The 23344-nt window shown below is 53.0% G+C and carries 20 protein-coding genes, 1 tRNA gene and 1 pseudogene; 12 read left to right on the plus strand and 10 right to left on the minus strand.

Annotation, left to right across the window (positions count from 1 at the left end):
• Nucleotides 1-57 precede the first annotated feature (57 nt).
• Both PKY88_04005 and PKY88_04010 read left to right on the plus strand, forming a co-directional pair.
• Nucleotides 58-366, plus strand: coding sequence for a DUF503 domain-containing protein (locus PKY88_04005; GenBank protein ID HOQ04359.1), 309 nt, complete (start codon nt 58-60; stop codon nt 364-366).
• Between the two features lie 77 nt (nt 367-443).
• A complete protein-coding gene (locus PKY88_04010; protein HOQ04360.1) occupies nt 444-1154 on the plus strand; it encodes an HAD family phosphatase in 711 nt (236 codons plus the stop codon).
• A gap of 3 nt (nt 1155-1157) precedes the next feature.
• Here the strand turns inward: PKY88_04010 and PKY88_04015 are convergent, their stop codons facing one another.
• Genes PKY88_04015 through gltX form a run of 6 tightly spaced genes read right to left on the minus strand, consistent with a single transcriptional unit; the run spans nt 1158 to nt 8652 of the window.
• Nucleotides 1158-1658, minus strand: coding sequence for a YkgJ family cysteine cluster protein (locus tag PKY88_04015; protein HOQ04361.1), 501 nt, complete (start codon nt 1656-1658; stop codon nt 1158-1160).
• Nucleotides 1659-1703: 45 nt separating this feature from the next.
• A complete protein-coding gene (gene alaS, locus PKY88_04020) occupies nt 1704-4418 on the minus strand; it encodes an alanine--tRNA ligase (GenBank protein ID HOQ04362.1) in 2715 nt (904 codons plus the stop codon).
• Between the two features lie 13 nt (nt 4419-4431).
• Nucleotides 4432-5499, minus strand: coding sequence for a recombinase RecA (gene recA / locus PKY88_04025; protein HOQ04363.1), 1068 nt, complete (start codon nt 5497-5499; stop codon nt 4432-4434).
• Nucleotides 5500-5523: 24 nt separating this feature from the next.
• A complete protein-coding gene (gene thpR / locus PKY88_04030; GenBank protein ID HOQ04364.1) occupies nt 5524-6081 on the minus strand; it encodes an RNA 2',3'-cyclic phosphodiesterase in 558 nt (185 codons plus the stop codon).
• 25 nt (nt 6082-6106) lie between these two features.
• A complete protein-coding gene (locus tag PKY88_04035) occupies nt 6107-7012 on the minus strand; it encodes a PfkB family carbohydrate kinase (GenBank protein ID HOQ04365.1) in 906 nt (301 codons plus the stop codon).
• A gap of 14 nt (nt 7013-7026) precedes the next feature.
• Nucleotides 7027-8652, minus strand: a complete 1626-nt coding sequence (gene gltX, locus PKY88_04040; GenBank protein HOQ04366.1) for a glutamate--tRNA ligase — start codon at nt 8650-8652, stop codon at nt 7027-7029.
• A 212-nt stretch (nt 8653-8864) separates the two neighbouring features.
• Between gltX and PKY88_04045 the strand changes: the two genes are divergently transcribed.
• Nucleotides 8865-10577 carry a glutamine--tRNA ligase/YqeY domain fusion protein gene (locus PKY88_04045; GenBank protein HOQ04367.1) on the plus strand — a complete coding sequence of 571 codons (1713 nt, stop codon included), beginning with the start codon at nt 8865-8867 and terminating at the stop codon, nt 10575-10577.
• Between the two features lies 1 nt (nt 10578).
• A complete protein-coding gene (locus tag PKY88_04050) occupies nt 10579-11967 on the plus strand; it encodes a deoxyribodipyrimidine photo-lyase (GenBank protein ID HOQ04368.1) in 1389 nt (462 codons plus the stop codon).
• On the opposite strand, the gene PKY88_04055 is transcribed toward PKY88_04050, so the two are convergent.
• Together PKY88_04055 and PKY88_04060 are read right to left on the minus strand one after the other, a co-directional pair.
• A complete protein-coding gene (locus PKY88_04055; protein ID HOQ04369.1) occupies nt 11960-12652 on the minus strand; it encodes a DUF4203 domain-containing protein in 693 nt (230 codons plus the stop codon). The genes PKY88_04050 and PKY88_04055 overlap by 8 nt on opposite strands.
• A 155-nt stretch (nt 12653-12807) precedes the next feature.
• A tRNA-Leu gene (locus PKY88_04060) sits at nt 12808-12892 on the minus strand.
• A 346-nt stretch (nt 12893-13238) separates the two neighbouring features.
• On the opposite strand from PKY88_04060, the gene PKY88_04065 reads away from it, so the two are divergent.
• The 3 genes and pseudogenes from PKY88_04065 to PKY88_04075 all read left to right on the plus strand — a co-directional run bounded on the left by PKY88_04065 (nt 13239) and on the right by PKY88_04075 (nt 16299).
• Nucleotides 13239-14288 carry a hypothetical protein gene (locus tag PKY88_04065; GenBank protein ID HOQ04370.1) on the plus strand — a complete coding sequence of 350 codons (1050 nt, stop codon included), beginning with the start codon at nt 13239-13241 and terminating at the stop codon, nt 14286-14288.
• 163 nt (nt 14289-14451) lie between these two features.
• A pseudogene (locus tag PKY88_04070) lies at nt 14452-15831 on the plus strand (nickel-dependent hydrogenase large subunit).
• Nucleotides 15832-16299: a HyaD/HybD family hydrogenase maturation endopeptidase gene (locus tag PKY88_04075; protein HOQ04371.1), complete on the plus strand. Its 468-nt coding sequence runs from the start codon at nt 15832-15834 to the stop codon at nt 16297-16299. It begins immediately after the preceding pseudogene.
• A 24-nt stretch (nt 16300-16323) separates the two neighbouring features.
• Here the strand turns inward: PKY88_04075 and ppk2 are convergent, their stop codons facing one another.
• Both ppk2 and PKY88_04085 read right to left on the minus strand, forming a co-directional pair.
• Nucleotides 16324-17151, minus strand: a complete 828-nt coding sequence (gene ppk2, locus PKY88_04080; protein HOQ04372.1) for a polyphosphate kinase 2 — start codon at nt 17149-17151, stop codon at nt 16324-16326.
• Between the two features lie 28 nt (nt 17152-17179).
• On the minus strand, nt 17180-18136 hold the full coding sequence (locus PKY88_04085; protein HOQ04373.1) for a metallophosphoesterase: 957 nt from the start codon (nt 18134-18136) through the stop codon (nt 17180-17182).
• 149 nt (nt 18137-18285) lie between these two features.
• On the opposite strand from PKY88_04085, the gene PKY88_04090 reads away from it, so the two are divergent.
• Genes PKY88_04090 through miaB form a run of 5 tightly spaced genes read left to right on the plus strand, consistent with a single transcriptional unit; the run spans nt 18286 to nt 23340 of the window.
• Nucleotides 18286-18696: a GntR family transcriptional regulator gene (locus PKY88_04090; protein ID HOQ04374.1), complete on the plus strand. Its 411-nt coding sequence runs from the start codon at nt 18286-18288 to the stop codon at nt 18694-18696.
• Nucleotides 18697-18698: 2 nt separating this feature from the next.
• Complete coding sequence (locus PKY88_04095; GenBank protein ID HOQ04375.1) at nt 18699-19622, plus strand: ABC transporter ATP-binding protein; 924 nt, start codon at nt 18699-18701, stop codon at nt 19620-19622.
• Nucleotides 19619-20314, plus strand: a complete 696-nt coding sequence (locus PKY88_04100) for a hypothetical protein (protein HOQ04376.1) — start codon at nt 19619-19621, stop codon at nt 20312-20314. The genes PKY88_04095 and PKY88_04100 overlap by 4 nt, the downstream gene beginning before the upstream one ends.
• A 16-nt stretch (nt 20315-20330) precedes the next feature.
• Nucleotides 20331-21893 carry a hypothetical protein gene (locus PKY88_04105; GenBank protein HOQ04377.1) on the plus strand — a complete coding sequence of 521 codons (1563 nt, stop codon included), beginning with the start codon at nt 20331-20333 and terminating at the stop codon, nt 21891-21893.
• Nucleotides 21894-21936: 43 nt separating this feature from the next.
• Nucleotides 21937-23340 carry a tRNA (N6-isopentenyl adenosine(37)-C2)-methylthiotransferase MiaB gene (gene miaB, locus PKY88_04110; GenBank protein ID HOQ04378.1) on the plus strand — a complete coding sequence of 468 codons (1404 nt, stop codon included), beginning with the start codon at nt 21937-21939 and terminating at the stop codon, nt 23338-23340.
• Nucleotides 23341-23344: the final 4 nt, after the last annotated feature.

Raw genomic sequence — 23344 nt, forward strand, 5'->3', positions numbered from 1 at the left:
ATAGTATTTCTCAATGCTTGTTTGCAAATAAAAAACCCAAAGAACCAGAGGGTAAATATGATTGTCGGCACAATGACCATTCCGATTCATCTGCACGGGCTCGGGTCCCTGAAGGACAAACGCCGGATTGTCAAAAGCATCATTGAACGTCTCCGCAGCCGCTTCAATGCCTCCGTTTCTGAAGTGGCTGCACAAGACAGCAAACGAATCGCTCTGATTGGGATTGCCGTCGTATCCAACGAAAGCCGTTTTGTTGAAGAGCAAATTGACCAAATCGCCGCTTTTATCCGGGAGGACGGCCGTTTTTTTCACGGTCCCATCCAACGGGAAATCTTCTCTTCTCATTACGACATCCCCCTTGTCTAAAAACGACTCAATCCTTGCAATTTCGAACGAAAGACGGTACGTTTCGGTCTTTTGCTTGGTAATACCGGAGAAAAAACATGCAGAATCGGCAATCCGCCCCAGAGTGGGGCGTTATCTTTGATTTAGACGGGACCATCACGCCGAACACCGCTTATCATCGGCAGGCGTGGTTCGAACTGTGCAAACGGTATAACATCCCGATGGATATGGAGCTGTATCACCAGAAAGTCCACGCCCGCAGCAACGATAAAATCGTTCCCAACCTTTTCGGACCGCAGGCAAGTGAGGCCTTTATCCGCAAGATTGAACACGAAAAGGAATCGCTTTATCGACAAATCTACAGGCCTGTGATGAAACCGACGGCCGGTCTGATGCAGCTCCTCGAGAACCTTCGGTCTGCCGGCATTCCGTGCGGAACCGCCTCCAACTCGCCGAAGGACAACGTGGATTTTGTCCTCGACGGGCTGAATATCAGACCCTTTTTCCGGGCCGTTTTCTACCGGGACCACGTTCAGCACGGCAAACCGGACCCGGAAATCCTTTATAAGACCGCCGAGGGACTGGGCCTGCCGCCGAAGCGGTGCATCCTTTTCGAAGATTCCTCGTCGGGTTTTAAGGCGGCCCGTGCGGCGGGGATGCCCTACATTGTCATCACAGCCGGAGGCGACCCGAATGAACTCCGAGAGGCCTTTGATGCCCAGGCCGTTTTTGAAGATTTCAGAGGGATTACCCCAGAGACACTGCAGACGATAATTCGCAGATATTCGACAGAGGCCCGCTCTGCCTGACGTTCAGAGCAGTTGCGCCAGTCTTTTCAATTCAATTCGTGAATTGACGGTCAAAGATTTGTCCCCGGACTCTTCAAGAAAACGAAGGTGAATTTGGCTGAGCTGCTCATTGAGCCGGTCAATTTGAAGGGTATTGTCCGGGCCGAAGGTAAGTCCTTTCTGCTCCCAATTCTGAAAATTTTTCGGACAAAATGATACGGCGATTTCCGGTTTTTCCGCCGTTTCAGTTTCGAAGGCAATCGGCAGTCCGTGTGTTCGGCAAATCAGGGGGCGAAACGGATAAATCTGACACAGTCCGTCCTTTAGAAAACCGCAAGATGCCGATTCGTCAAAAACCAGATGGGAATAACCGGCGGCACGCAGATCCTCCAAAACAGTATAAAACTCCACCGGCCAGACCGTCAGATTCTGGCAGCAGTCTGTACACCCCGCCCGGCAAACAATCTCCCGGCCGTGAATTTCGAGCAGCCGCGCCGAAATCTGATCCGCTTGAGTCCGAAGCAAACGATACTCTTCAACAGCAGAAATGGCAACATCCCCCGCCAAAACCTACAGATGTTTTTCAATCAGTTCTCGGGCTTTCTCAAGGGCTTCCTTGATTTTTGACGGGTCTTTGCCGCCGGCCTGAGCCATCTGGGGTCTTCCGCCGCCCCCGCCGCCGACAATCGGAGCAATCTCTTTGACAATATCGCCCGCCCTGATTCCTTTCTGAATCAAATCATCGGTTACCCCTGCCAAGAGCAGCACTTTGCTGTCCTCTTCCTTGACCGCCAGAACGATAGCCGCCGAGCCGGCTTTTTTCTTAATGCTGTCAATTGCCGTTCGCAATTGTTCCGCCGGTGCGGATGCAACCTCTCCCACCACAACGGCCGTCTGTCCGATGCGCCGGGCCTTTTCGAGCAAAGCCCCGGCCTCCGCAAGCGGGTCATTTCCGCCGCGAACCACCCCGCTTTTGAGCTGTTTTTGCAGATACTTGTTGTCCTCCAGCACCTTCTTCACTCGCGCCGAAATTTGTTCAGCCGGCGTTCTCAGTGTTTCCACCAGTTCATCCACGATTTGGCTACGACGCCGCAGATGCTCCATCAGTGCACGGCCCGTCAGGCCCGTAATTCTTCGCACCCCTGCGGAAATGCTCTCCTCTTTGAGAACCGCAAAGCCGCCGATGAGCCCTGTTCGCTCCACGTGGGTGCCTCCGCAAAATTCCTTGCTGAAGGCCTCGGAAAGTGTGTCGTTTGAGCGGGCGCCGATGGCGATGACCCGCACCTGCTGTCCGTATTTTTCCCCAAAGAGAGCCATCGCCCCTAATTTTTTGGCTTCCTCAATCGGCAGAACCGCCGTATAAACCGGATGGTCCTCCTCGATTTTCTGCTGAACAAGGTCTTCAATCTTTCGGATTTCTTCCTTTGTCAGTGCCTTCGGCCAGGTAAAATCAAACCGGAAATAGTCCGGGCAGACGAGGGAGCCCTGCTGATGCACGGAATCGCCGAGGACCTGCCGCAGCGCCCATTGCAGCAGGTGCGTAGCCGTATGATTCTTTCTGGACTGTCTGCGTCCGGTATCCACGATTGCCTTGACGGTCTGGCCGACTCGCAGAGAACCGGAGGCAACCTTCCCGCGATGAAGGACGCAATCAGACGCTTTTTCCGTCGTCTTGACCGCAAAGACTCCATCCGGCGACTCGATTTGTCCGCAATCCCCCACCTGACCGCCGGACTCCGCATAAAAGCAGGTTCGGTCCAGAATCAACGCAATGTCTTCCTTCCCGGATGGGATTATCCCTTCGCGGTGAAACCCTTCTTCATCAATCCAGCCGGCAATTTGTGCCGTACACTGCTCGGTCTGGTATTTGAGCGAATCCTCCGTTGCAGGCAGCTGCACACCGCTGAGCAATGCCGTCAGCGCCCCGCCTTTCTGGGCCGCTCGCGCCATCGATCGCTGCTGTTCCATCAGCTGCTCAAAGCCCTGCGTATCGACTTTCAGCCCCTGTTCTCGAGCCATCAGCTCCGTCAAATCCAGCGGGAAACCGTAGGTGTCATACAGTCGGAAGGCATCCTCACCGGAAATTGTCCGCTCTTTTGACTTGGAGGCCTTCTCCGCCGCTGCGGCAAAGAGCTCCAGACCGCGGTCCAGCGTCCGACCGAACGAGCTTTCCTCCGCCTCAATCACCCGGCTGACAAACTCCCGCCGCTGTCTCAATTCCGGGAAATGCCCGCCCATCGACTCTGCCAGGACACCCACCAGCTTATACAAAAACGGCTCGTGCAGGTCGAGGGTCCGTCCAAACCGCGCCGCCCGCCGCAGAATCCGACGAATCACATAACCCCGGCCTTCGTTGCTCGGCGTCACACCGTCTGCAATCGCAAACGTCAAAGTCCGGATATGGTCGGCAATTACGCGGAACGCGTTGTCCGTTTTCTTGCCCAGCTGAGACGTATATCGGATTTTGCACAGGTCCTGCGTCGCCTGAATCAGCGGCAGGAACAAATCCGTATCATAATTGCTCCGCTTATTCTGCAGCACAGCCGTGATGCGCTCCAGACCGGCACCGGTATCCACATAATTTGCACTCAGACGCTCCAGTTTTCCATCCGGCCTGCGGTGAAACTGAATAAACACCAGATTCCACAGCTCGATAAAGCGGGAGCAGCCGCCGTTGACCCGGCATTGATGGCCCGGCACTCCCTGCATATCACACCGGTCCGGCCCCAAATCAATGTGAATTTCGCTGCACGGCCCGCAGGGTCCGCTGGAGCCCATCTCCCAGAAATTGTCCTTGCGTCCGCAGAATAAAATCCGCTCTTTTGGAAGAGGGGTTACCTTCGTCCACAGGACCGCCGCCTCCTCATCCGGCTCGGAACCGTCCTCCCGGTCGCCTGCAAAGACCGTCGCCCAGAGTCGAGCAGGGTCGATGCCGTATCCTTTCGTCAGCAGTTCCCAGGCCCACTCAATGGCTTCAGCCTTGAAATAATCATCGAACGACCAGTTGCCGAGCATCTCGAAGAACGTATGGTGATAGGTATCCAGCCCTACTTCCTCCAGGTCGTTGTGCTTGCCGCTGACCCGGATGCATTTCTGGCTGTTAACCGCCCGTCCGCAGTCCGGCTTGCGGAACCCCAGAAAGATATCCTTGAACTGGTTCATTCCGGCATTGGTAAACAGCAGCGTATCATCGCCGACCGGCACCACCGGCCAGCTCGGGATAAACCGATGCCCCCGCTGCTCAAAAAACTGAATAAACGTCCTGCGAATCTCGTTGCTGTGCACGTTTCTTCCCGCTTTATTTTTCTTTCGGTTCAGCCAAACCCCGTACAACCAGGATTTTCTCTTTCAATTCCTCCGCAAACTCCGGATTCTGCTCCAGATACAGCCGGGCGTTGTCGCGTCCCTGCCCCACCTTCTTGTCGCCGTACAGATACCAGGCCCCGCTCTTGGCCAGGACCCCGCATTCGGCCGCCAAATCCAGCAAATCCCCCATCGCACAAATGCCCCGGTCAAAGAGAATATCGAATTCCGCCGACTTGAAAGGAGCCGCCACCTTGTTTTTCACCACCCGAGCACGTACCCGGTTTCCAATCGCCTCGCCTTTGGCATCCTTGAGCGTCTCCACCCGGCGAATATCCACGCGCACCGATGCGTAAAATTTCAGAGCATTGCCGCCGGGCGTCGTTTCCGGGTTGCCGAACATCACCCCAATCTTCATCCGAATCTGGTTGATGAAAATCAGGCAGGTCTTGCTCTTGCTGATAGCACCGGTCAATTTCCGCAGGGCCTGGCTCATCAGCCGCGCCTGAAGTCCGACATGGCTTTGCCCCATATCCCCCTGCAGTTCCGCCGCCGGCACCAGGGCCGCCACGGAATCAATCACGATAATATCGACCGCATTCGACTTAATCAGCATCTCGGCGATATCCAGCGCCTGCTCGCCGGTATCCGGCTGGCTGATCAGAAGCGAGGAAATATCCACGCCCAGCTTTTTGGCCCACGTCAGGTCGAGGGCATGCTCTGCATCAATAAAAGCCGCCACTCCCCCTGCCTTTTGGGCGTTGGCAATTGCATGAAGGGCCAGCGTGGTTTTTCCGGAGGATTCCGGTCCGAAAAACTCAATTACCCGGCCTCTCGGAATACCCCCTCCGCCCAGCGCCAAATCCAGCGAAAGAGCCCCGGTAGAAATGCCTTCAATCCGGCGAGGGCTCCCGTCCTCCATCTTCATAATGGAGCCGGTCCCATACTGCTTTTCAATCTGGGCGATTGCCCGATCCAGTGCATCCGACTTTACAGATGTTTTTTCGGGCGCTGCGGCGGTTTCTTTTTTTCCTGTCGTTTTTTTCTTTACCTCTTTGGCCATAGCATAATCCTCTTCTGCGTGTTTTTATCCGTTTAAGTCATATTTTCCGGCAGGTGTGTAAATCGGCCCTCCCGCCGACAGCTGACTTTCATAAACCACCACCTGGTCAACCCAGACATCCCCAAACGTGCGAGGCGGCTGCATCTGAACAGCCCGCTCGACGGCCCCTCCTGCCTTTGGGTCTTTGATGCGGGCCAAGGTTAAATGGGCACTGAAGCCCTTTTCCTCCCGCGGCCAGCCGGCCTTTTCAAAGGTCTTTTCGATATCTTCTGCAAGAGCCGCCAGTTTTTCCGACTCCAGCACGCCGACCCAGAGCACACGAGGCGGTTTTCCGAACGTTCCGATTCCCTGAACGCGCATCTCAAACGGGGAATGCCTCCGGGCGGTTTCCTCCGTCAGCCGGCAGACTTGCGGCACATCTCTATCGGGCACCTCTCCCAAAAACTTCAGCGTCAGGTGAATCAGGTCCGGATTGACCCATTTCACACCCGGACCGGAAAATGCCTGACGCATCTGCTTCTGCACAGAAGCCAGCTGCCTGCGAACCTGCTCATCGACATCTACCGCAATAAAAAGGCGCATAAAAATCCTGTCGGGGTCGGACAATCTAAAACTGCGTTACCTTCCGCATAAAATCAAACCGCTCGTCTATCATTTCCCGGGTCGCCGAACGAATCCCATAAATGGAAAAATCCCCGATGGTAAATGATGCCACCACGGTCCCATACACAATCGCATTGCGAAGCGAGATGACGTCCACGCGGTCCGACTGGGCCAGATAGCCCATCATCCCGCCGGCAAACGAATCTCCCGCACCGGTGGGGTCAATGACCACCGGTGTCGGATAAGCCGGCAGGATAAAGCAGTCCCCCTCCCGTGTGTACATCATCGAGCCGTGTTCACCCTTCTTAATCACCACAAAACGGGGCCCCATCTCGAGGATTCGCTTGGCCGCTGTAATCAGATTCTGCTGCCCCGTCAGAAGACGCGCTTCCCCATCGTTGAGAATCAGCATATCAATCCGATCCAGCAGCTCCTTCAAATCATCATTGGCCGTGACAATCCAGTGATTCATTGTGTCCGCGGCCACAAAAGCCGGACTGCCCAGCTGGCTGAGCAGCTCCATCTGAAGGGCCGGCGCCGTATTTGCCAAAAAGACATATTCACAGTCCAGATAACTTTCCGGAATCCGCGGCGGTGCTTCGGCTAATACATTCAGCTCTACCGACTCCGTACGGGCCTCATTCATATCCCCCTGATAGGAACCGCACCAGCGGAATGTCTTGCTGCCCTTGCGGATTTCCAGCCCCGTCAAATCCACCCGGCGTCCCTGGAAAATTTCCTGCAAATCAAATGGAAAATCCTCCCCGACTACGCCAAGGAACTTGACATCTGTAAAAATGCCGGCCCCCATTGCAAAATGGACCGCCGAGCCGCCGATACAGTCTTCGTTGTATCCGAACGGCGTCCGTACCGTATCAATTCCGACCGAACCGGTCACCAGCAGCGACATCGCATCCCCTTTCTTTACGCATGGCCGAAAAGTTGAATCGCTCGTTCAATCCGCTTCACCGTCCGCTCCAGCCCCAGAAGATTGACCGCATCGAAAATCGGCGGGCTAATCATCGTTCCCGTAATCGCCACCCGAAGCGGCTGAGCCACCTTGCCCAGACCGGCCTGTTTTTCTTCCGCCAGATTCCGCAGCATTACTTCCAGCGATTCCGCCGTAAACTCTTTGAGCTCCCGGAGCCGCTGGGCAATCGTCTTCAGGATATCGATCGCCCCTTCTTTCTGCAACACCTTTTTCACCGCTTCCGGGTCATAGGCAACGGCCTCATCCGCCGTAAAAGCAAAACGGCACTTTTCCTCAATCTGAGCCAGCGTCCGAGCGCCTTCATTAATCCGAATCAAATGCTCCAGCATTGCATCATCCGCCGCCGCAACGGGTGAGCCGGTCGTCTCCAAAAAGACGCGAAAATGACGCACCAGCGTCTTGAGCGGTACCCGTTTGATATGCTCTGTATTGAAGGCCAGCAGTTTCTTGCGGTCAAACAGACTGTTGGACTTGTTCAGGCGGCTCAGGTCAAAGGCCTCAATCAGTTCCTGCCGGTCCATAATCTCCTGTCTGCCGGCCGGACTCCAGCCGAGCAGGGCCAGGAAATTCACCATCGTCTCCGGCAGATAGCCGCTCTTGAGGAAATCCACCACGTTAATTTCCGGCAGGTGCACGCCCAGAAATGCCGCCATCGTATCAATCGCCGGCATATCCGGCATTTTCTCCCCTGCCAAAAACAAATTCAGCTCCTGTCGGCTTAGGCCGGCGGCCTTGGCCAAAGCATCCAAATCAACCTCTTTTTTTTCCTGAATTGCTTTCCGAAGGGCTTCGGGCCTTTCCCGCTTGGACAGTTTGCCCCCGCTTTCGCTGACGGTAACAGACATGTGCAGGTATGTCGGTGTTCGAAAGCCAAGGGCTCGCTGGAGCAAAAGATGATTCGGGGTATTCATCAGGTGCTCCTGCCCCCGGATGACATGCGTAACCCCCATGAGCTCATCATCCACCACCACCGCCAGATGATAGGTCGGGAAACCGTCTGATTTTAAGATGACAAAATCCCCGATTTCCGCCGGATTGAACACCACATCCCCTCGGAGCAAATCCCGAACCACGATCGGCTCCGTCTCCGTCACAGCCAGACGCACCGTAACGGGCCGCCCCTGGGCCTGTGCTTTTCGGGCCTCTTCCGGTTCCGGAAAACGCGCCGGCCGCGGGTACAAAAAGACCTGCTTTTTGGCCTCGGCCTCTCGACGAAGCCGTTCAATCTCTTCCGGCGTATCAAAACAGTAATAGGCCTTCTTTTCTTCTATCAGCTTTCGGACGTAATGCTGATAAATCTCCAGCCGCTGCGACTGGAAATAGGGCCCGTTGGGCCCCCCGACTTCCGGCCCCTCATCCCAGTCAATCCCCAGCCAGCGTAAATCCGCCAAAACCTGCTGGGTCGCGGTGGGCGTATTGCGCTTCAGGTCGGTATCCTCGATGCGCAGCAGAAACTTGCCGCCGCTTTTTCGGGCCAAAAGCCAGTTAAACAGCGCCGTGCGGGCTCCGCCGATATGCAGATACCCCGTCGGCGAGGGAGCAAACCGTGTTACAATCATAAAAACCTCTCATAAGTTCCGGAAAACCCGACAAGATAGGTTAATCCCTCTGCAAAGTCAAGAAGTCTCTGTCCGGCTATGAAAGCACTTGTTGCAGAACCCAATTTCTGAAACTTTTTATTGAAAATGCCGAAAGATAGTTTAGTTTATACTTCTATTAGACAAAGTGATAAAACAGAAAATTATAACAGGATACAATAAGTCGCAAAACTATGAGCCCAATTGAATCCAACAATAACAATAATCAGCCGCAGCGGATGGACTTCATTCGGCAAATCATTGCGGAGGACTGTGAAAAAGGAACCTGGGGCGGTCGGGTCCATACCCGTTTTCCCCCGGAACCGAACGGCTATCTTCATATCGGACATGCCAAAAGCATTTGCCTCAACTTCGGCATCGCTCAGGAATTCGGCGGCAAGTGCAACCTGCGTTTTGACGACACCAATCCCTCCAAAGAAGACCAGGAATATGTGGATGCCATCATTGAAGATGTCCGCTGGCTGGGCTGGGATTGGGAAGACCGGCTCTATTTTGCCTCCGACTATTTCCAGCAGATGTACGATTGGGCAGTCGAGTTAATCAAAAAAGGCAAGGCCTATGTGTGCGACCTGTCTGCGGAGGAAACCCGTCAATATCGCGGCACTCTCACCGAGCCGGGCAGAAACAGCCCTTATCGGGACCGTTCCGTCGAAGAAAATCTGGACCTTTTCGAACGGATGAAAAATGGTGAGTTCCCAGACGGCTCCCGGACTCTCAAAGCCAAAATCGACATGGCTCATCCCAATCTGAATATGCGGGACCCCGTGATGTACCGCATTCTTCATGCTACGCATCATCGAACCGGCGACAAATGGTGCATCTACCCGATGTATGACTGGGCCCACGGCCTGGAGGACTCTATCGAAGGCATCACCCACTCGATCTGTACGCTCGAATTTGAAAATCACCGCCCGCTGTACGACTGGTTCCTCGACCAGCTGGGGATTTATCATCCCCGCCAGATTGAGTTTGCCCGCCTGAACCTCACCTATACCGTGATGAGCAAGCGCAAACTCCTGCGGCTGGTCAAAGAAAACTTTGTCCGCGGCTGGGATGACCCGCGGATGCCGACCCTGCGCGGTCTGCGTCGGCGCGGCTATTCACCCGAAGCCATCCGCAATTTCTGCAAGGTCATCGGGGTCAACAAGTTCAACAGCACCGTTGATTATGCCCTTCTGGAACATTGTCTTCGCGAAGACCTCAATAAAACATCGCCGCGTGTGATGGCTGTCCTGAATCCCCTCAAAGTTGTTCTGACCAACTATCCGGAAGGACAGACCGAACTGCTCGAGGCGATTAACAATCCGGAAGACTTGTCGGCCGGCACGCGTCAGGTGCCCTTCTCCAAAGTGCTGTACATCGAGCGGGATGACTTTATGGAAAACCCGCCGAAGAAGTTTTACCGACTGGCCCCCGGCCGCGAGGTACGTCTCCGCTACGGCTACTTAATCAAATGTCAGGAGGTCATCAAAGACAGCGCCGGAAATATTGTCGAGCTCCGCTGCACCTATGACCCGGCCACCCGAGGAGGTGAAGCGCCAGACGGCCGGAAGGTCAAGGCCACGATCCACTGGGTCAGCGCCGCACACGCTTTCGATGCAGAAGTGCGGCTCTATGAGCATCTCTTTACAAAAGAAGACCCGGAAGATGTCCCCGAAGGACAGGATTTCACGGTCAATATCAATCCGGATTCTCTGAAAATCCTGACCGGCTGCAAGGTCGAGCCGTCCTTGAAAACAACCCAGCCGTTTGACCGCTGGCAGTTCGAACGGCTCGGCTATTTCTGCACAGACCCCGACACCCGAGACGGACATCTGGTCTTCAACCGAACCGTCACGCTGAAGGATACCTGGAGCAAAATCCAGCAAAAAGGCGACGCGGAATGACATGATTCAGCCGGAGCGGATTCGAACCCTGAACCGCCGCCAGGCCCTGAGCAGGGAATACGTTCTGTATTGGATGCAAAGCGCTCAGCGGGCCGTGTGCAATCATGCCCTCGAATACGCCGTCCGCTGTGCCAATGAACGGCAAAAACCGCTTTTGGCAGCTTTCGGGCTGACGCCTGCTTATCCGAATGCCAACCTGCGTCATTATATCTTTATGCTTGAGGGTCTTCAGGAAGCTCAGACATCACTGGCACGCCGGGACATTCAGCTGACCATCCAACTCGGCGAACCCGCGTACGTTATTTCCAACCTTGCCGCCCGAGCGGATTTGGTGATTACAGACGAAGGATACCTGCACATTCAGCGTCAATGGCGCCATACCGTCGCGGAAAAAATCGACTGCCCATTGTATGAAATCACATCCAACCTGATTGTTCCCGTGGAAACGGCCTCCGAAAAGGAAAATTATTCCGCCGGCACGCTTCGTCCCCGAATTCATCGTCAGCTGGAACGATTTCTCATTCCGCTGCACGAGACACGACCGCATCGGTCATCGCTTTCGCTGCAGGTAAAAAGCATCCAAATTGACAATCCTCTTAAACTGGCCCGCTCGCTGGGCATCGACAGTTCCGTTCCGCCTTCTCCTTTCTTCCGAGGCGGTTATCAGCAGGCCCGTCGGCATCTGATTCAGTTCCTCCAGACCAAACTGACCGATTATGACAAAGCCCGAAACAATCCCGTCCTCGACGGCCAGTCCAACCTGAGCCCTTATCTGCACTTCGGTCAGATTTCTCCGCTGGAAATCGCTCTGGCCGCCCGAGAAGCTGACGAGAAAGCCGCCGTCCCCTTCCTCGAAGAACTCATCGTCCGGAGGGAATTGAGTCATAACTTCGTTTACTACAACCCGAATTATGACCGATTTGAAGCCCTGCCTCATTGGGCTCAGCGAACCTTGCGGTACCATAGCCGCGACAAACGACCAGCCCTCTACACTCCTGAACAGATGGAGACGGCCTCCACAGCCGACCCGTACTGGAACGCCGCCCAAATGGAAATGGTTCTGACCGGGAAAATGCACGGGTATATGCGAATGTACTGGGGCAAGAAGGTTCTCGAATGGACCCGCCGACCTGAAGAGGCTCTTCGAATACTCATCGCCCTCAATGACAAGTATGAACTGGACGGACGAGACCCCAACGGATACGCCGGGATTGCCTGGTGCTTGGGCAAACATGATCGCCCCTGGAAAGAGCGTCCCGTCTTCGGTCAGGTCCGCTATATGAATGCCGCGGGGCTCCGACACAAATTCAAGGCCGATCTTTATGTGCAGAAAATCCGCCGTCTGCAGGAAGACTTGAAACAGCCTGCGGCCTTTCGGCAGATTACTTGATGTCCCATTTCGAAGAATGCTGGATGAATTTGTGCTGAATAAACATTCCAATCAGCGTCGGCACAATAATCACAGTCGGAAGAAACCACGGATGCAGGTAAACCAAATCCTCAATATATCGAGTGGGCTGCGGCTGATTGATTTCATATTCATGAAGAAGCGCTAAAACCCCTACCATTGTAATCAGACTGCCTCCCATACTCGTAAAGAGCATTACCGAAGCCTTCAGCAGAATAAAAGAAATCATTCCGCCCGCTACAATCCCGATAATCGCCCCCGCCCAGATATACTGCTCCGGCAGCCGGCAGGCATACCAAATCCCGCTGGTGATGATTCCTCCCGCCGCAGCTCCCAGGAAACTGACACACCATTTCATCAGCGGAACAGCCAAAAAAGCAAAAACAGCCGTTCCGGCTAATCCCCCGACTACGACATTGCCAAACCGTTCCCCCGCCATAATGCCCAAAAACATACCCAGGAGCCCGAAACAGATAACAACTAACACTCGAAAAATGCGCCATCCGTACAGCAGATAAACGATTCCAAATGAAATAGCCAGAACAGACTGAAACCAGGTCAGCGCTGTAATTTGTTCCCAGAGGAAATCCACCGTTTGGCGAACCACGCTCACATCCGCACCTGCTGAACGATGCACCTGAGCGGCAAGAAGCAGCCAATGATCCATCTTTTCATCTCCGCAAAATATTCTCTATTTTAACATATATTTGCCCCCTACCAATGTGAATATCGGTAATCTATCAGAAAAACCCTTAAAAAAAGAGGACAAGATATGTCAAAATATATCTGGTGTACCGCAAAATACTCAGGCGAGAATCAAAATGCGGATGAGAGGAGTCGAACCTCCACGAGCGCAATGCCCACAGGCACCTGAAGCCTGCGCGTCTGCCAATTCCGCCACATCCGCAACAATTGCAAAATATAGCCGGGGTTCCCTATCCCGTCAAGAATTATTTATCAACAGTTTTTGCCGCAAACGATTCCGAAATCTGCCCTTTATCTCGTGAAAAATAGCGTTTCCCTATATAGGAATAATCTATACTTATGTGTTTTTTTTATTTTTTCCCACAAAAAATAAATCTTCACAACTGCATTATTATCAACCACATACGCAAGTACAAAATAATTTTTTATTCTCTCTTCTTTTCTGTAAGTAAAATTTATTGTTTGGGAGGAATATACAAGATAAAAGGGTTTTATTAAGTGACCCGTGTCTGAATAGGGGGTTGAAACTTTACGGAAAGGGTGGACATATGCGATTGTCCAGACGCGATTTTCTCAAAATCGCCGGTGCAGCAGGCATCACTTCGGTTCTTCCGCTCGACCTTATCCAAAAAGCCATGGCCGGCAATGGTGACCCTCGTGTCATCTGGCTTCAGGGACAAAGCTGCAGCGGCTGCAGTGTCTCCCTGCTCAACAGCGTAAAAACAACAACGATCGACGACATCCTCCTGAATAAAATCAACCTCGAATACCATTCCACCCTTATTGCAGCCGCAGGAGACCTGGCGATAAAGGGTGCCTTGGGGCCGCATCCGAATCTGACGGAACTGGCCGCATTTGAAAATCAGTGGTTAATGGAAGGCCCCAATCTGAAATTTGACTTTGACAAAGACGGGCGAGTGAATCTGGTTGATTTCAACGCTCTCTGCAAACAAGGTTATATCCTGGTTGTGGAAGGCTCGATTCCTGCAGAAGACGCCGCTTGCCCCGTGAAATTCTGCGACATCGGCGGGCATCTTTCTATGGAGGAGGCATTCAGTATCCTCAGCCAAAAAGCCGACAAAATCATCGCCCTCGGAACCTGTGCCTGCTACGGCGGCATCCCTCACGCAATTCCAAATCCAACAGGGGCCAAAGGGGTATCAGACAAACTGATTGAGCTGGGATACAGTAAACCCCTCATCAATATCCCCGGCTGCCCGGCACATCCGGACTGGTTCGTGCTGACCCTGCTGAAGGTGCTGGCCGGTCAAACCGTAACTCTCGACAGCAAAGGGCGACCAGCGGAGTTATTCGGAGACTCCAACAGCCAGAAAGTACATGCAAAATGTCTGTTTCATCCCTCCCGCTGGCCTGGAACGGAGCCGCCGCAGGCCGAAATTCTCGGCGATTACGGCTGTCTGGAAGCGCTCGGCTGCAAGGGCAAAAACACCTGGTCAAACTGCCCTGTTCTGAAATGGAACAGCGGCGGCCCAGGCCAAAACGGTGTCAATTGGTGCGTCGAAGCTCGAACTCCGTGCTGCGGCTGCGTTGAACCGGATTTTCCGGACGGAAAGACCCCCTTTATTACAGGGTCTTAACCATCGGAGAAAATCAGACCCAGTAGAACTGAGGAGATAAACAATGGCGACAACCTTCACAATAGACCCCATTACACGAATTGAGGGACATTTGAAAATTGAAGTGACGGTGGATACCGTCGACAACCAGCAGCAGGTTGTCGATGCCAGGAGCTGCGGAGTGATGTTCCGAGGGTTTGAAAAAATCCTCATCAATCATGATGCATTCGACGCTCCGATTATTTCTCAGCGAATCTGCGGCGTCTGTCCGGTTTCCCACGCCATGGCAAGCTGTCTGTCCCTCGAAAATGCTTTCGGGAGCACGCCCCCGTCCAACGGACGCATCCTGAGAAATCTTGTGCTGGGCGCCAATTATATTCAGTCGCACATCCTGCATTTTTATCATCTGGCCGCCCTGGATTATATTAATACCCAGAGCATTCTGGATATGGCCCCGTGGGCTCCAAGATTTACTACACCGGACATGCTTTCCGGTGTTCCGGCGGAAACCTTTGTCAGCCATTACGTACAAGCACTGACCATCCGCCGAAAGGCTCATCAAATGGGAGCCCTCTTCGGCGGCAAACTGCCGCATTTGGCCAGTTTCATGCCGGGCGGATGTCTGGATGTGGCTGCAACAGAGAAAATAACGGCGTTTCGGACGCTGCTGGATGAAATTAAACAATTTATTGATACGGTTTTCATTCCTGATGTACAGGCATTGAAAGACTCATTTCCCCAGTACTCGCAAATCGGACACGGATGCGGAAAACTGCTTGCCTACGGTGTTTTTGATTTAAACGATGCGGGCACCTCAAAACTGCTCGATCGAGGCAGATACGATGGAACCTCAATTGAACCGCTGGACCCCGCTGTCATTACAGAAGACGTCAAATACTCCTGGTTCAGCAGCCCCAGCGGTCTGAATCCTTCCGTTGGAGAAACCGAAGCCGACCGTTATAAAGAAGGTGCTTACTCCTGGACCAAAGCTCCTCGTTACAACGGGCAGGTTTATGAACTGGGTCCGCTGGCAAGGATGTGGGTAAACGGAGATTACCGAAACGGAATCTCCGTCATGGATCGTCTGATGGCACGAGCCCTCGAAGCCCAAAAAATTGCGTATGCCATGGACAGTGCCGACCACACCTCGGGCTGGCTGAACGAACTTGCCGCAGGGGCACCCTCTTATTCAAAACCAGTCATTCCGACCGTTCCAAACCCGCTGAACGGAATCGGTCTGACCGAGGCCCCGCGCGGCGCCTTAGGCCACTGATCCACCATCAGTCCATACATTCCGTCCGGAAGCACCACAGTAAAAGGAAAAATCCTGCGATATCAGGTGATTACCCCGACGTCCTGGAATGCTTCTCCGCGGGACGACCAAAACCAGCCCGGTCCTCTTGAACAGGCATTAATCGGAACGCCGGTGGCGGACATCTCGCAACCGGTAGAAATTTTGCGGGTCATTCACTCCTTTGACCCCTGTCTGGCCTGCTCTGTACACCTGCTTCGCCCGGACCAGACCAAAGCCCAAAGGGTTGTTCAGACAGGATGCTGTCTTTGAATGGCGGAAAAACCCCGAACGTTAATTTTGGGCATCGGCAATATCCTTCTGGGCGATGAAGGAATCGGGATCCGGGTCATTGAACATCTGCGAAATTGTCCTCTGCCGGATTCCGTGGATATCCTGGACGGCGGCACGGCCGGTGCTGACCTGCTTGACACATTGTGCCGTTATGAGCGGGTGATTCTGATCGATGCACTGGACGGGAATTATCCTCCGGGCACCATTGTGCAGATGACACCGGATGAACTGCGGCCGCCAACCCCTTCTGCTTTATCGCTTCACGATTTAGACTTGCCGCAGACCCTGGCTATGGCGAAAATGCTTGGACAGGCGCCGAAAGAAGCAATCATCATAGGAATTCAGCCTGAAAGGATTGCCTGCACGATGGAGCTCAGCCCCCGGCTGAAGCGATTGCTGCCCGATGTTGCCGAGCGCGTTTTATCGTTGGTCAATCAATTCCGCTAATCTGACAGAAACCGGTGCCGATATTCAATAAACCTGCGGAACAAAGTTTTGGTCCGTAATCGGCGGCCGCACATACCCTTTGTCCTTCTGCCGGGGCGGAAGTTTGATCGGGGGCGGCGTCAGATCCTTATACGGAATCATGCTCAGAAGATGGGCAATGCAGTTCAGACGAGCCCGCCGTTTATCGTCCGCTTCCACCACATACCATGGGGCCTGCTTGATGTCCGTATGCGCAAACATCTCATCCTTGGCCTTGGAATATTCCACCCAGCGGGCCCGAGACTCCAAATCCATGGGGCTCAGCTTCCACCGCTTGGTCGGGTCCTTCAGACGAGCCTGGAAACGCCGCTCCTGCTCTTCATCGCTGACGGAAAACCAATATTTAATCAGAATAATTCCCGAGCGAATCAGCATGCGTTCGAATTCCGGACAGGAGCGCAGAAATTCGCGGTACTCCTCCTCCGTGCAGAATCCCATTACCCGCTCTACGCCGGCCCGATTGTACCAGCTGCGGTCAAACAGAACCATTTCACCCGCCGACGGCAGATGGGCGACATACCGCTGAAAATACCACTGCGTCCTCTCTTTCTCCGTGGGCGTTCCCAAAGCCACCACGCGGCAAATGCGCGGATTCAATTTTTGTATGATTCGCTTGATGACCCCTCCCTTGCCGGCGGCATCGCGCCCTTCAAAAATGACAACAACTTTCAGGCCTTTGTGCTTAATCCATTCCTGAAGCTTGACCAGTTCAATTTGAAGTTTTTCCAGTTCCTTCTCGTAAAACTTCTTATCAAGCTTTTCCGGCTTCTCCGCAGCAGATTTTTCCCCCTTCTTTTCCCTGGCCTTACTCATCGTTTTCTCCTGTAAAAAACAAAGGCTATTACAGGACGTACTGCGTCTTCTTCATCCTCTCCTTATTGGTTGTTATCGTCGATTTCTTTCGCAGAGTTAACAGGGTAATTTCAGGCGGACAAAAAAACCGAACCGCTATTCCGGAAACCCCTATCCCTCTGGACGTATAGCCGAGCATGGCATCTTTTTTCCAGAAGCCCTTTGCAAATCGTCTGCTGACCGACGAACAGGTCACGGGCGGGAAACCGTTCGGCAAACAGACTTGACCGCCATGTGTATGTCCGCAAAGACACAAATCAAACAAATATCCATCTGTTTTATTCACAATTTCCGGCGAATGTGAGAGCAGAATCTTGAAACAATCATTCGGTATCCCGAATGAAGCGGCCTCTAAATCATCCCCTTTGTAATAATGGCAGTCATCTACGCCGGCCAGATAGAGAGCTTGACCGTCTCGCTCCAGCCGACTATGCTCATTGACGAGCATCTGAACCCCCCAATTTTCCATAATGCGGCCCATTTCATACCGGTCATGATTGCCTAAAATCCCGTAAACAGGCACATGCTTCAGAAGCGGCTCGGCGATCTTCTGCATCTGTTCAACCGCTTTTTCGGTCAGGTCATAATGAAAAGCACAGTCCCCACCCAGCACAGCTAGGTCATAATCAAGCGGTTCCACAGCCTTCATTAAGGCCTCCGGCAGTCCCTCCAGCGGTTCGATATGAAAATCCGACAGCCACAGAATCCGCAGCCCATCAAACGCCTCCGGCAGACGGTCAGAAGCGATTTCGACCCTCTCAATCCGCAAATCGAAAAGATTTTGAAAGCCGATTTTATAAAGACCGGATACTCGAAGTCCTTTTTCTACAAGACGTTCCAGCCGCTCCATGTCCTCCCAGGTCAAGCCGGCAACGCCGGGACGACGCAGCTTATATTTTCCCGTCTTCCGCTCTATTTCCATCCGACTTTTCGATATCGGTCCCATGGATTTGCTGTCCTCAAAAGAGAATATAACTATCTCCATAACAAACAGTTAGGGTATTGTCATATTCTTTTTTAAAAAATTATTTGACAAAAGACGAAAATTGTATTAATACTACTAATACAATTTGTATTATTTGAGAGGATTCTTTCATGGCCCTTTGGGTTCAAATCTCGCCTGGTTCGAAAGACCCTCTTTATGTGCAGATTGCCTCTCAAATCAGCCGGGCGATTGCTCTCGGGCATCTCCGGCCGGGCGATAAACTGCCGCCCGTGCGGAAACTGGCCGAAGAACTGGTTATCAACCCCAACACCGTCGCACGGGCTTACCTCGAGCTGGAGCAGCAGGGTTTTGTTGCCTCCAAAACCGGCTCAGGAACCTTTGTCCTCGACCCCACCCTTCAGGACGATAAAGACCTCGCTCAACTGAATCTGCTCGGTCAGCGCATCGATACGCTTATTGCCCAGGGCCTGAATCTCGGGCTGACACCGGAGAAGCTCATCGAATTCTTTGAAGGCCGAGTCCGCCGTTTTCTGTCTGAACAAAATAAAAGGAGCCCCTAACGATGAACGATTTTGTCCTGCAGACTTTTCAACTAACCAAATATTATCACAAGACCCCTGCACTGGACCATCTGAACCTGTGTGTCCCCAAGGGATGCGTTTACGGGCTGCTCGGTCGAAACGGTTCCGGCAAAACCACGGCGATTAAACTGATTCTCGGGCTGCTTGCGCCGACCGCCGGCCGTGCCGAAGTAGTCGGGCATCCCTCCGACAATCTGCCGCCGTCTCTGCGAAGCCGCATCGGCTACATCACCGAAGGCCATCACCTTGAACGCTGGATGACAATCCGGGAGCTCGAACACTTTCAGAAGGCCTTTTATCCCGACCAATGGGACCGGCGGTTTTTTGCGGAAATGCTCGATTATTTTGAATTATCCCCGAAACGCAAAATCAAGACACTCTCCAACGGCCAGCGGGCCCAGGTCAATCTGGCCCTCACGCTTGCCGCCAATCCCGAACTGCTGATTATGGATGACCCGACACTCGGTCTGGATGCGGCAGTCTGCCGGCAGTTTCTGGAGGGGATGGTCCATCTGATTCAAAAGGAAGGACGCACCATTCTTTTTTCCAGCCACATCCTGAGCGATGTGGAGCGAGTGGCCGACCGAATCGCCGTCATTGACAAAGGCGTCCTTCGGGCCGACTGCACCCTCGAAGAGTTCCGCATGCAGATCAGAAAGTATCTCTTTGAGTTCCCGCAGCCGAACATCCCCGTCGATACGCTGCCGGGTCTGATTCATTCCAAACAAAATCAGCAGATGCTCGAGGCCACCGTCGTCAAAACCCCCGAAGAGGCGATTTACGAATGGGCCCGCCGGCACCAGGCCGCCGTCGAACCCGTACCAATGTCCATTGAGGACCAGTTCATCGAGTTTACCGGCCCCAAACAAGCCCAAAAACTTTTTAGCTGGGAGATGCCCGTATGAAATACCTTGCTCTGCTGCGTAAAGAAATTCGCGAATGCCTGCCCTGGGTCCTGCTGGCCGCAGGAATTCTCTTTGTTTTTGGATTCCAAATGCTCCTCAATAATCCCATTCAATCAATCATTTTCCCTTATCATCTGGATGACCAAGCAAATGAAACGATAGAATCGGCTTATCTCTTTCGCCCGTCCACTGTTGCCAGCGTCGGCTCGATTCTGCTTTTCATATCGCTGTGCCTTGGAGCCGCCCTCAGCATACGGCAGTTTTGGTTTCCGTCTTTCACCAGAACCTGGGCGTTTTTACTTCACCGGAACATCACCCGCACAGCCGTTTTCCTTGTCAAAATCACTGCAGCCGTTTTGGGCTTTGTCCTATCCATTTTGAGCATCTGGACTTTGCTGTTTTTGTACAGCGTTTTTGCAGCGGATTATTCCCCGCCGCCTATGCCTCACGTCTGGCTGGAAGGATTGTTTCTGATTTCACAGGGACTTGTCGTCTATTTTGCATCCTCTCTCAGTTCCGTCTTGACAGCCAAATGGTACACGACGCGGCTGTTTCCGGTCATTTTTGTGTTTATGTCGCTGTATTTTTGCTTTTATCCGAAAACGCCGGCTCTGAATTTTCTCTGTACCGGCCTCTCTATGCTTATCCTCGCCCTGCCGCTCTGGCAGGAGTTCAGAAACCGACAGTTTTAATCCGGAGGAGATAGTTATGATACGCTCCATCATCCGTTCGTTTTCTTCCGCTCTGAAAGCTGTGATTATCCTGCTCATCATGCTGCTCATTCTGCTGGTTATTCAGGCAGTAAGCTTGGATATCCTTCAGATTTCTCTTCGAAAGCAATATTTACCTGATTCGGAACAACCCGCTCTTTCCGAAACAGAACAGCTCCAGCAGCGGATAGCGGAGGCGGATAAAGTCTTTCTGCCGGACGGCACCCTTCATCTTCTTCATTCCGACTGGACCGCCCGCCGGCAAACGATTGAAGTGTATGATACAGCCGGCCGTCTGCTCTGGAAAGGTTCCCGCACTGACCAGCCCTATGAGTATCTCAAGCCGGCAGATGAGCTGTACAAAGAAGACTGGAACGGCTGTCTGAGAATCTCTCAGAATTTTTCCAGAGACCTGATTTTTACGGTCAGCAATGAGAAAAAACAAATCAAAGAATTTTGGCGATACGACTTCAACAAGCGGTATTTTACAGGATATAACCTTCAAAAACAGATATTGGGGTATCTGTCTGCAAGCGGCTTTTCAGAAAGCAGAAGCGAAATCCGTCCCTTTGAGCGACTTCAAAACTTCCACGCGTGGATTCCGGCAGCCTCCTGGAATGCACGATGCCTGCTCTGGACAGAACATTCTTTGTATGAAGCAGACTTCGAAAAACGTTCTATGGAAATCCTGTATGAAAATCCGTTCGTTCCCATCAGCCGACTTTTTGCAGTAAACTGGAAAGAAACCGCCTCTTATAAACCTTCTTTCCTTTCCGCTATCCTGATTGATTTTATTGACCAGCCGCCGATTCTGCTCCAGAAAAATCCGCGAAAGGCCATTCCGCTTCAAATTCCGGATGAACTGTGCAAAACAAGAAAGACTTTCTATTCATCCGAACAAACTTTTTACCTGCAGTTTCAATGGCTCCTCAAGGCACCAATGGATAATAAGCAGTATCGGAAATGGTTTCAAGAAAATCGGGACAAACCCTTCGATTACAGAATCGAACTCTATCAAATCCGAGAGGACGGCACCCTTGAGCATCTCAGTCAATTTGACTACATTAAACCGCCGTACAAATCTTCTCCTTCTGTGAACCTTTACGTGACCAAACTCTGTCAATTTAAAGGGTGGGTCACCTTTTCATCCCCGCCTTGTTTTGCCTGGCTTTACAAAACTTTAATAGCCTTGTGGAAATCAGAACGCTATATCCTGAAAGATTTGAAAGAGTTTACTGAACGAATGGAACCGACAAATCCTTATCTGTATTACCCTGCGGCATCCGTTCTGACGATCCTAACCCTGCTCCACTACAAGCCCCGCCGGGTCGGCTGGTTCAAAGGAACTGTCTGGCTGGCCGTTGTCTTCTGTTTTAACCTGGCCGGGTTTCTGACCTATCTGGCTTTGAATCATTATCCTGTGGTTCGCTGTCATTCCTGCGGTCGCAGACGTGGGCTTAATCGTCCGGACTGTCCGGCCTGCAGGGCCCCGCTGCCTTCGCCGCCCGCCCGAGATACCGACTTAATTTATCCGCCGTCTCCTCAAACAACGGCGTTCTGACACTGGAATCGGCCTGCCGATTGCGTTATACTGGCCGGTTCCGATGAACAGCAAAAAAATACATCTGAAGAGTTTCGGCTGCCAGATGAACAAACTGGACTCGTCGCTTCTGGCCGCCGCCCTGACCGAAAACGGATGGGAAATGACCGATTCGCCCGCCGAGGCCGACGTCGTTGTCATCAACACCTGCTCCGTCCGTGAGCACGCCGAACAGCGGGTCTTCTCGCATTTGGGCCATCTGCAGCATCTGAAAAAAAGCCGCCCGCGTCTGCTTGTGGCGGTCATCGGCTGCATGGCCCAGCGGCTTGGGCCTCAGCTGCTCGAACATCCGGCTGTGGACTTGGCTGCGGGGCCTGAACAGCTCCACGAAGTCCCCGCCCTCCTTCAGCAGGCGATTGAGGAACGGCGAAAAATCCTTGCCGTTACCGAAACAATTCGCCGACCCGCCGACAGCCCCGATGTCCATACTGTCAGCGAGAAGCTGGACGAGTTTGAGATTGCCCATGATTCGGATGAAAATCATCTGAAATCGCAGGCATTTATCCGAACCATGCGCGGATGCAACAATTTCTGCACCTTCTGCATCGTCCCTTACGTCCGCGGGCCCGAAGTGTCTCGGCCGCCCAAGGTCATTCTGCAGCAGGCCCAAAAACTGGCCGAGCGGGGCATTCAGCAAATCACTCTGCTGGGACAGACGATTAACTCCTACCGCTATACCCAAAACGGCCGCACGTATACGTTGGCCGACCTGCTGGAAATGGTCAGTCAAATTGACTCGATCCGGTGGATTCATTTCATCACCAGTCATCCGGCCAAAATGGAGGACTCTGTTTTTGAGGCGATGGCCCGTCTGCCCAAGGTCTGTCCCTACCTGCACATGCCCGCTCAGAGCGGCTCGGACAGGATTCTGAAGGCGATGAACCGCGGCTACACGGCCCGCCAGTACCTGGACCTGATTGAAAAAGCCCGGTCGATTGTGCCCAATCTGGCCGTCACCGGCGACTTTATCGTCGGCTTTCCGGGCGAAACAGAAGAGGATTTTGAGGCCACAGCAGACCTGATCCAAAAAGTCCGCTACAAAAACTGCTTTATCTTTAAATATTCCCCTCGCCCGGGCACCTATGCGGATAAGCGGCTTGAGGACAATGTACCCGCGGAAGTCAAACAGCAGCGAAACATTCGTCTGCTTGAACTGGTCAACAAAATCGCGGAAGAAGACAACCGCCGCTTCCTCGGAAAAACCCTTGAAGTGCTTGTGGAAGGCCCCAGCAAAAAGCCCCACCTGAACAAGGCCGAGTCTGCCGACCAGCCCCAGCTGATCGGCCGAACCGCTCACGACTACATTGTTGTCTTCAACGGCCCTGCCGAGCTGGCCGGACGGTTTGTTCAGGTCCGTATCAGCAAGACCTCCGCCCTGACCCTTTTTGGAGAAATATCATCCAGGTAATCAC

The organism is Anaerohalosphaeraceae bacterium (assembly GCA_035378985.1).
Classification (GTDB): Bacteria; Planctomycetota; Phycisphaerae; order Sedimentisphaerales; family Anaerohalosphaeraceae; genus JAHDQI01.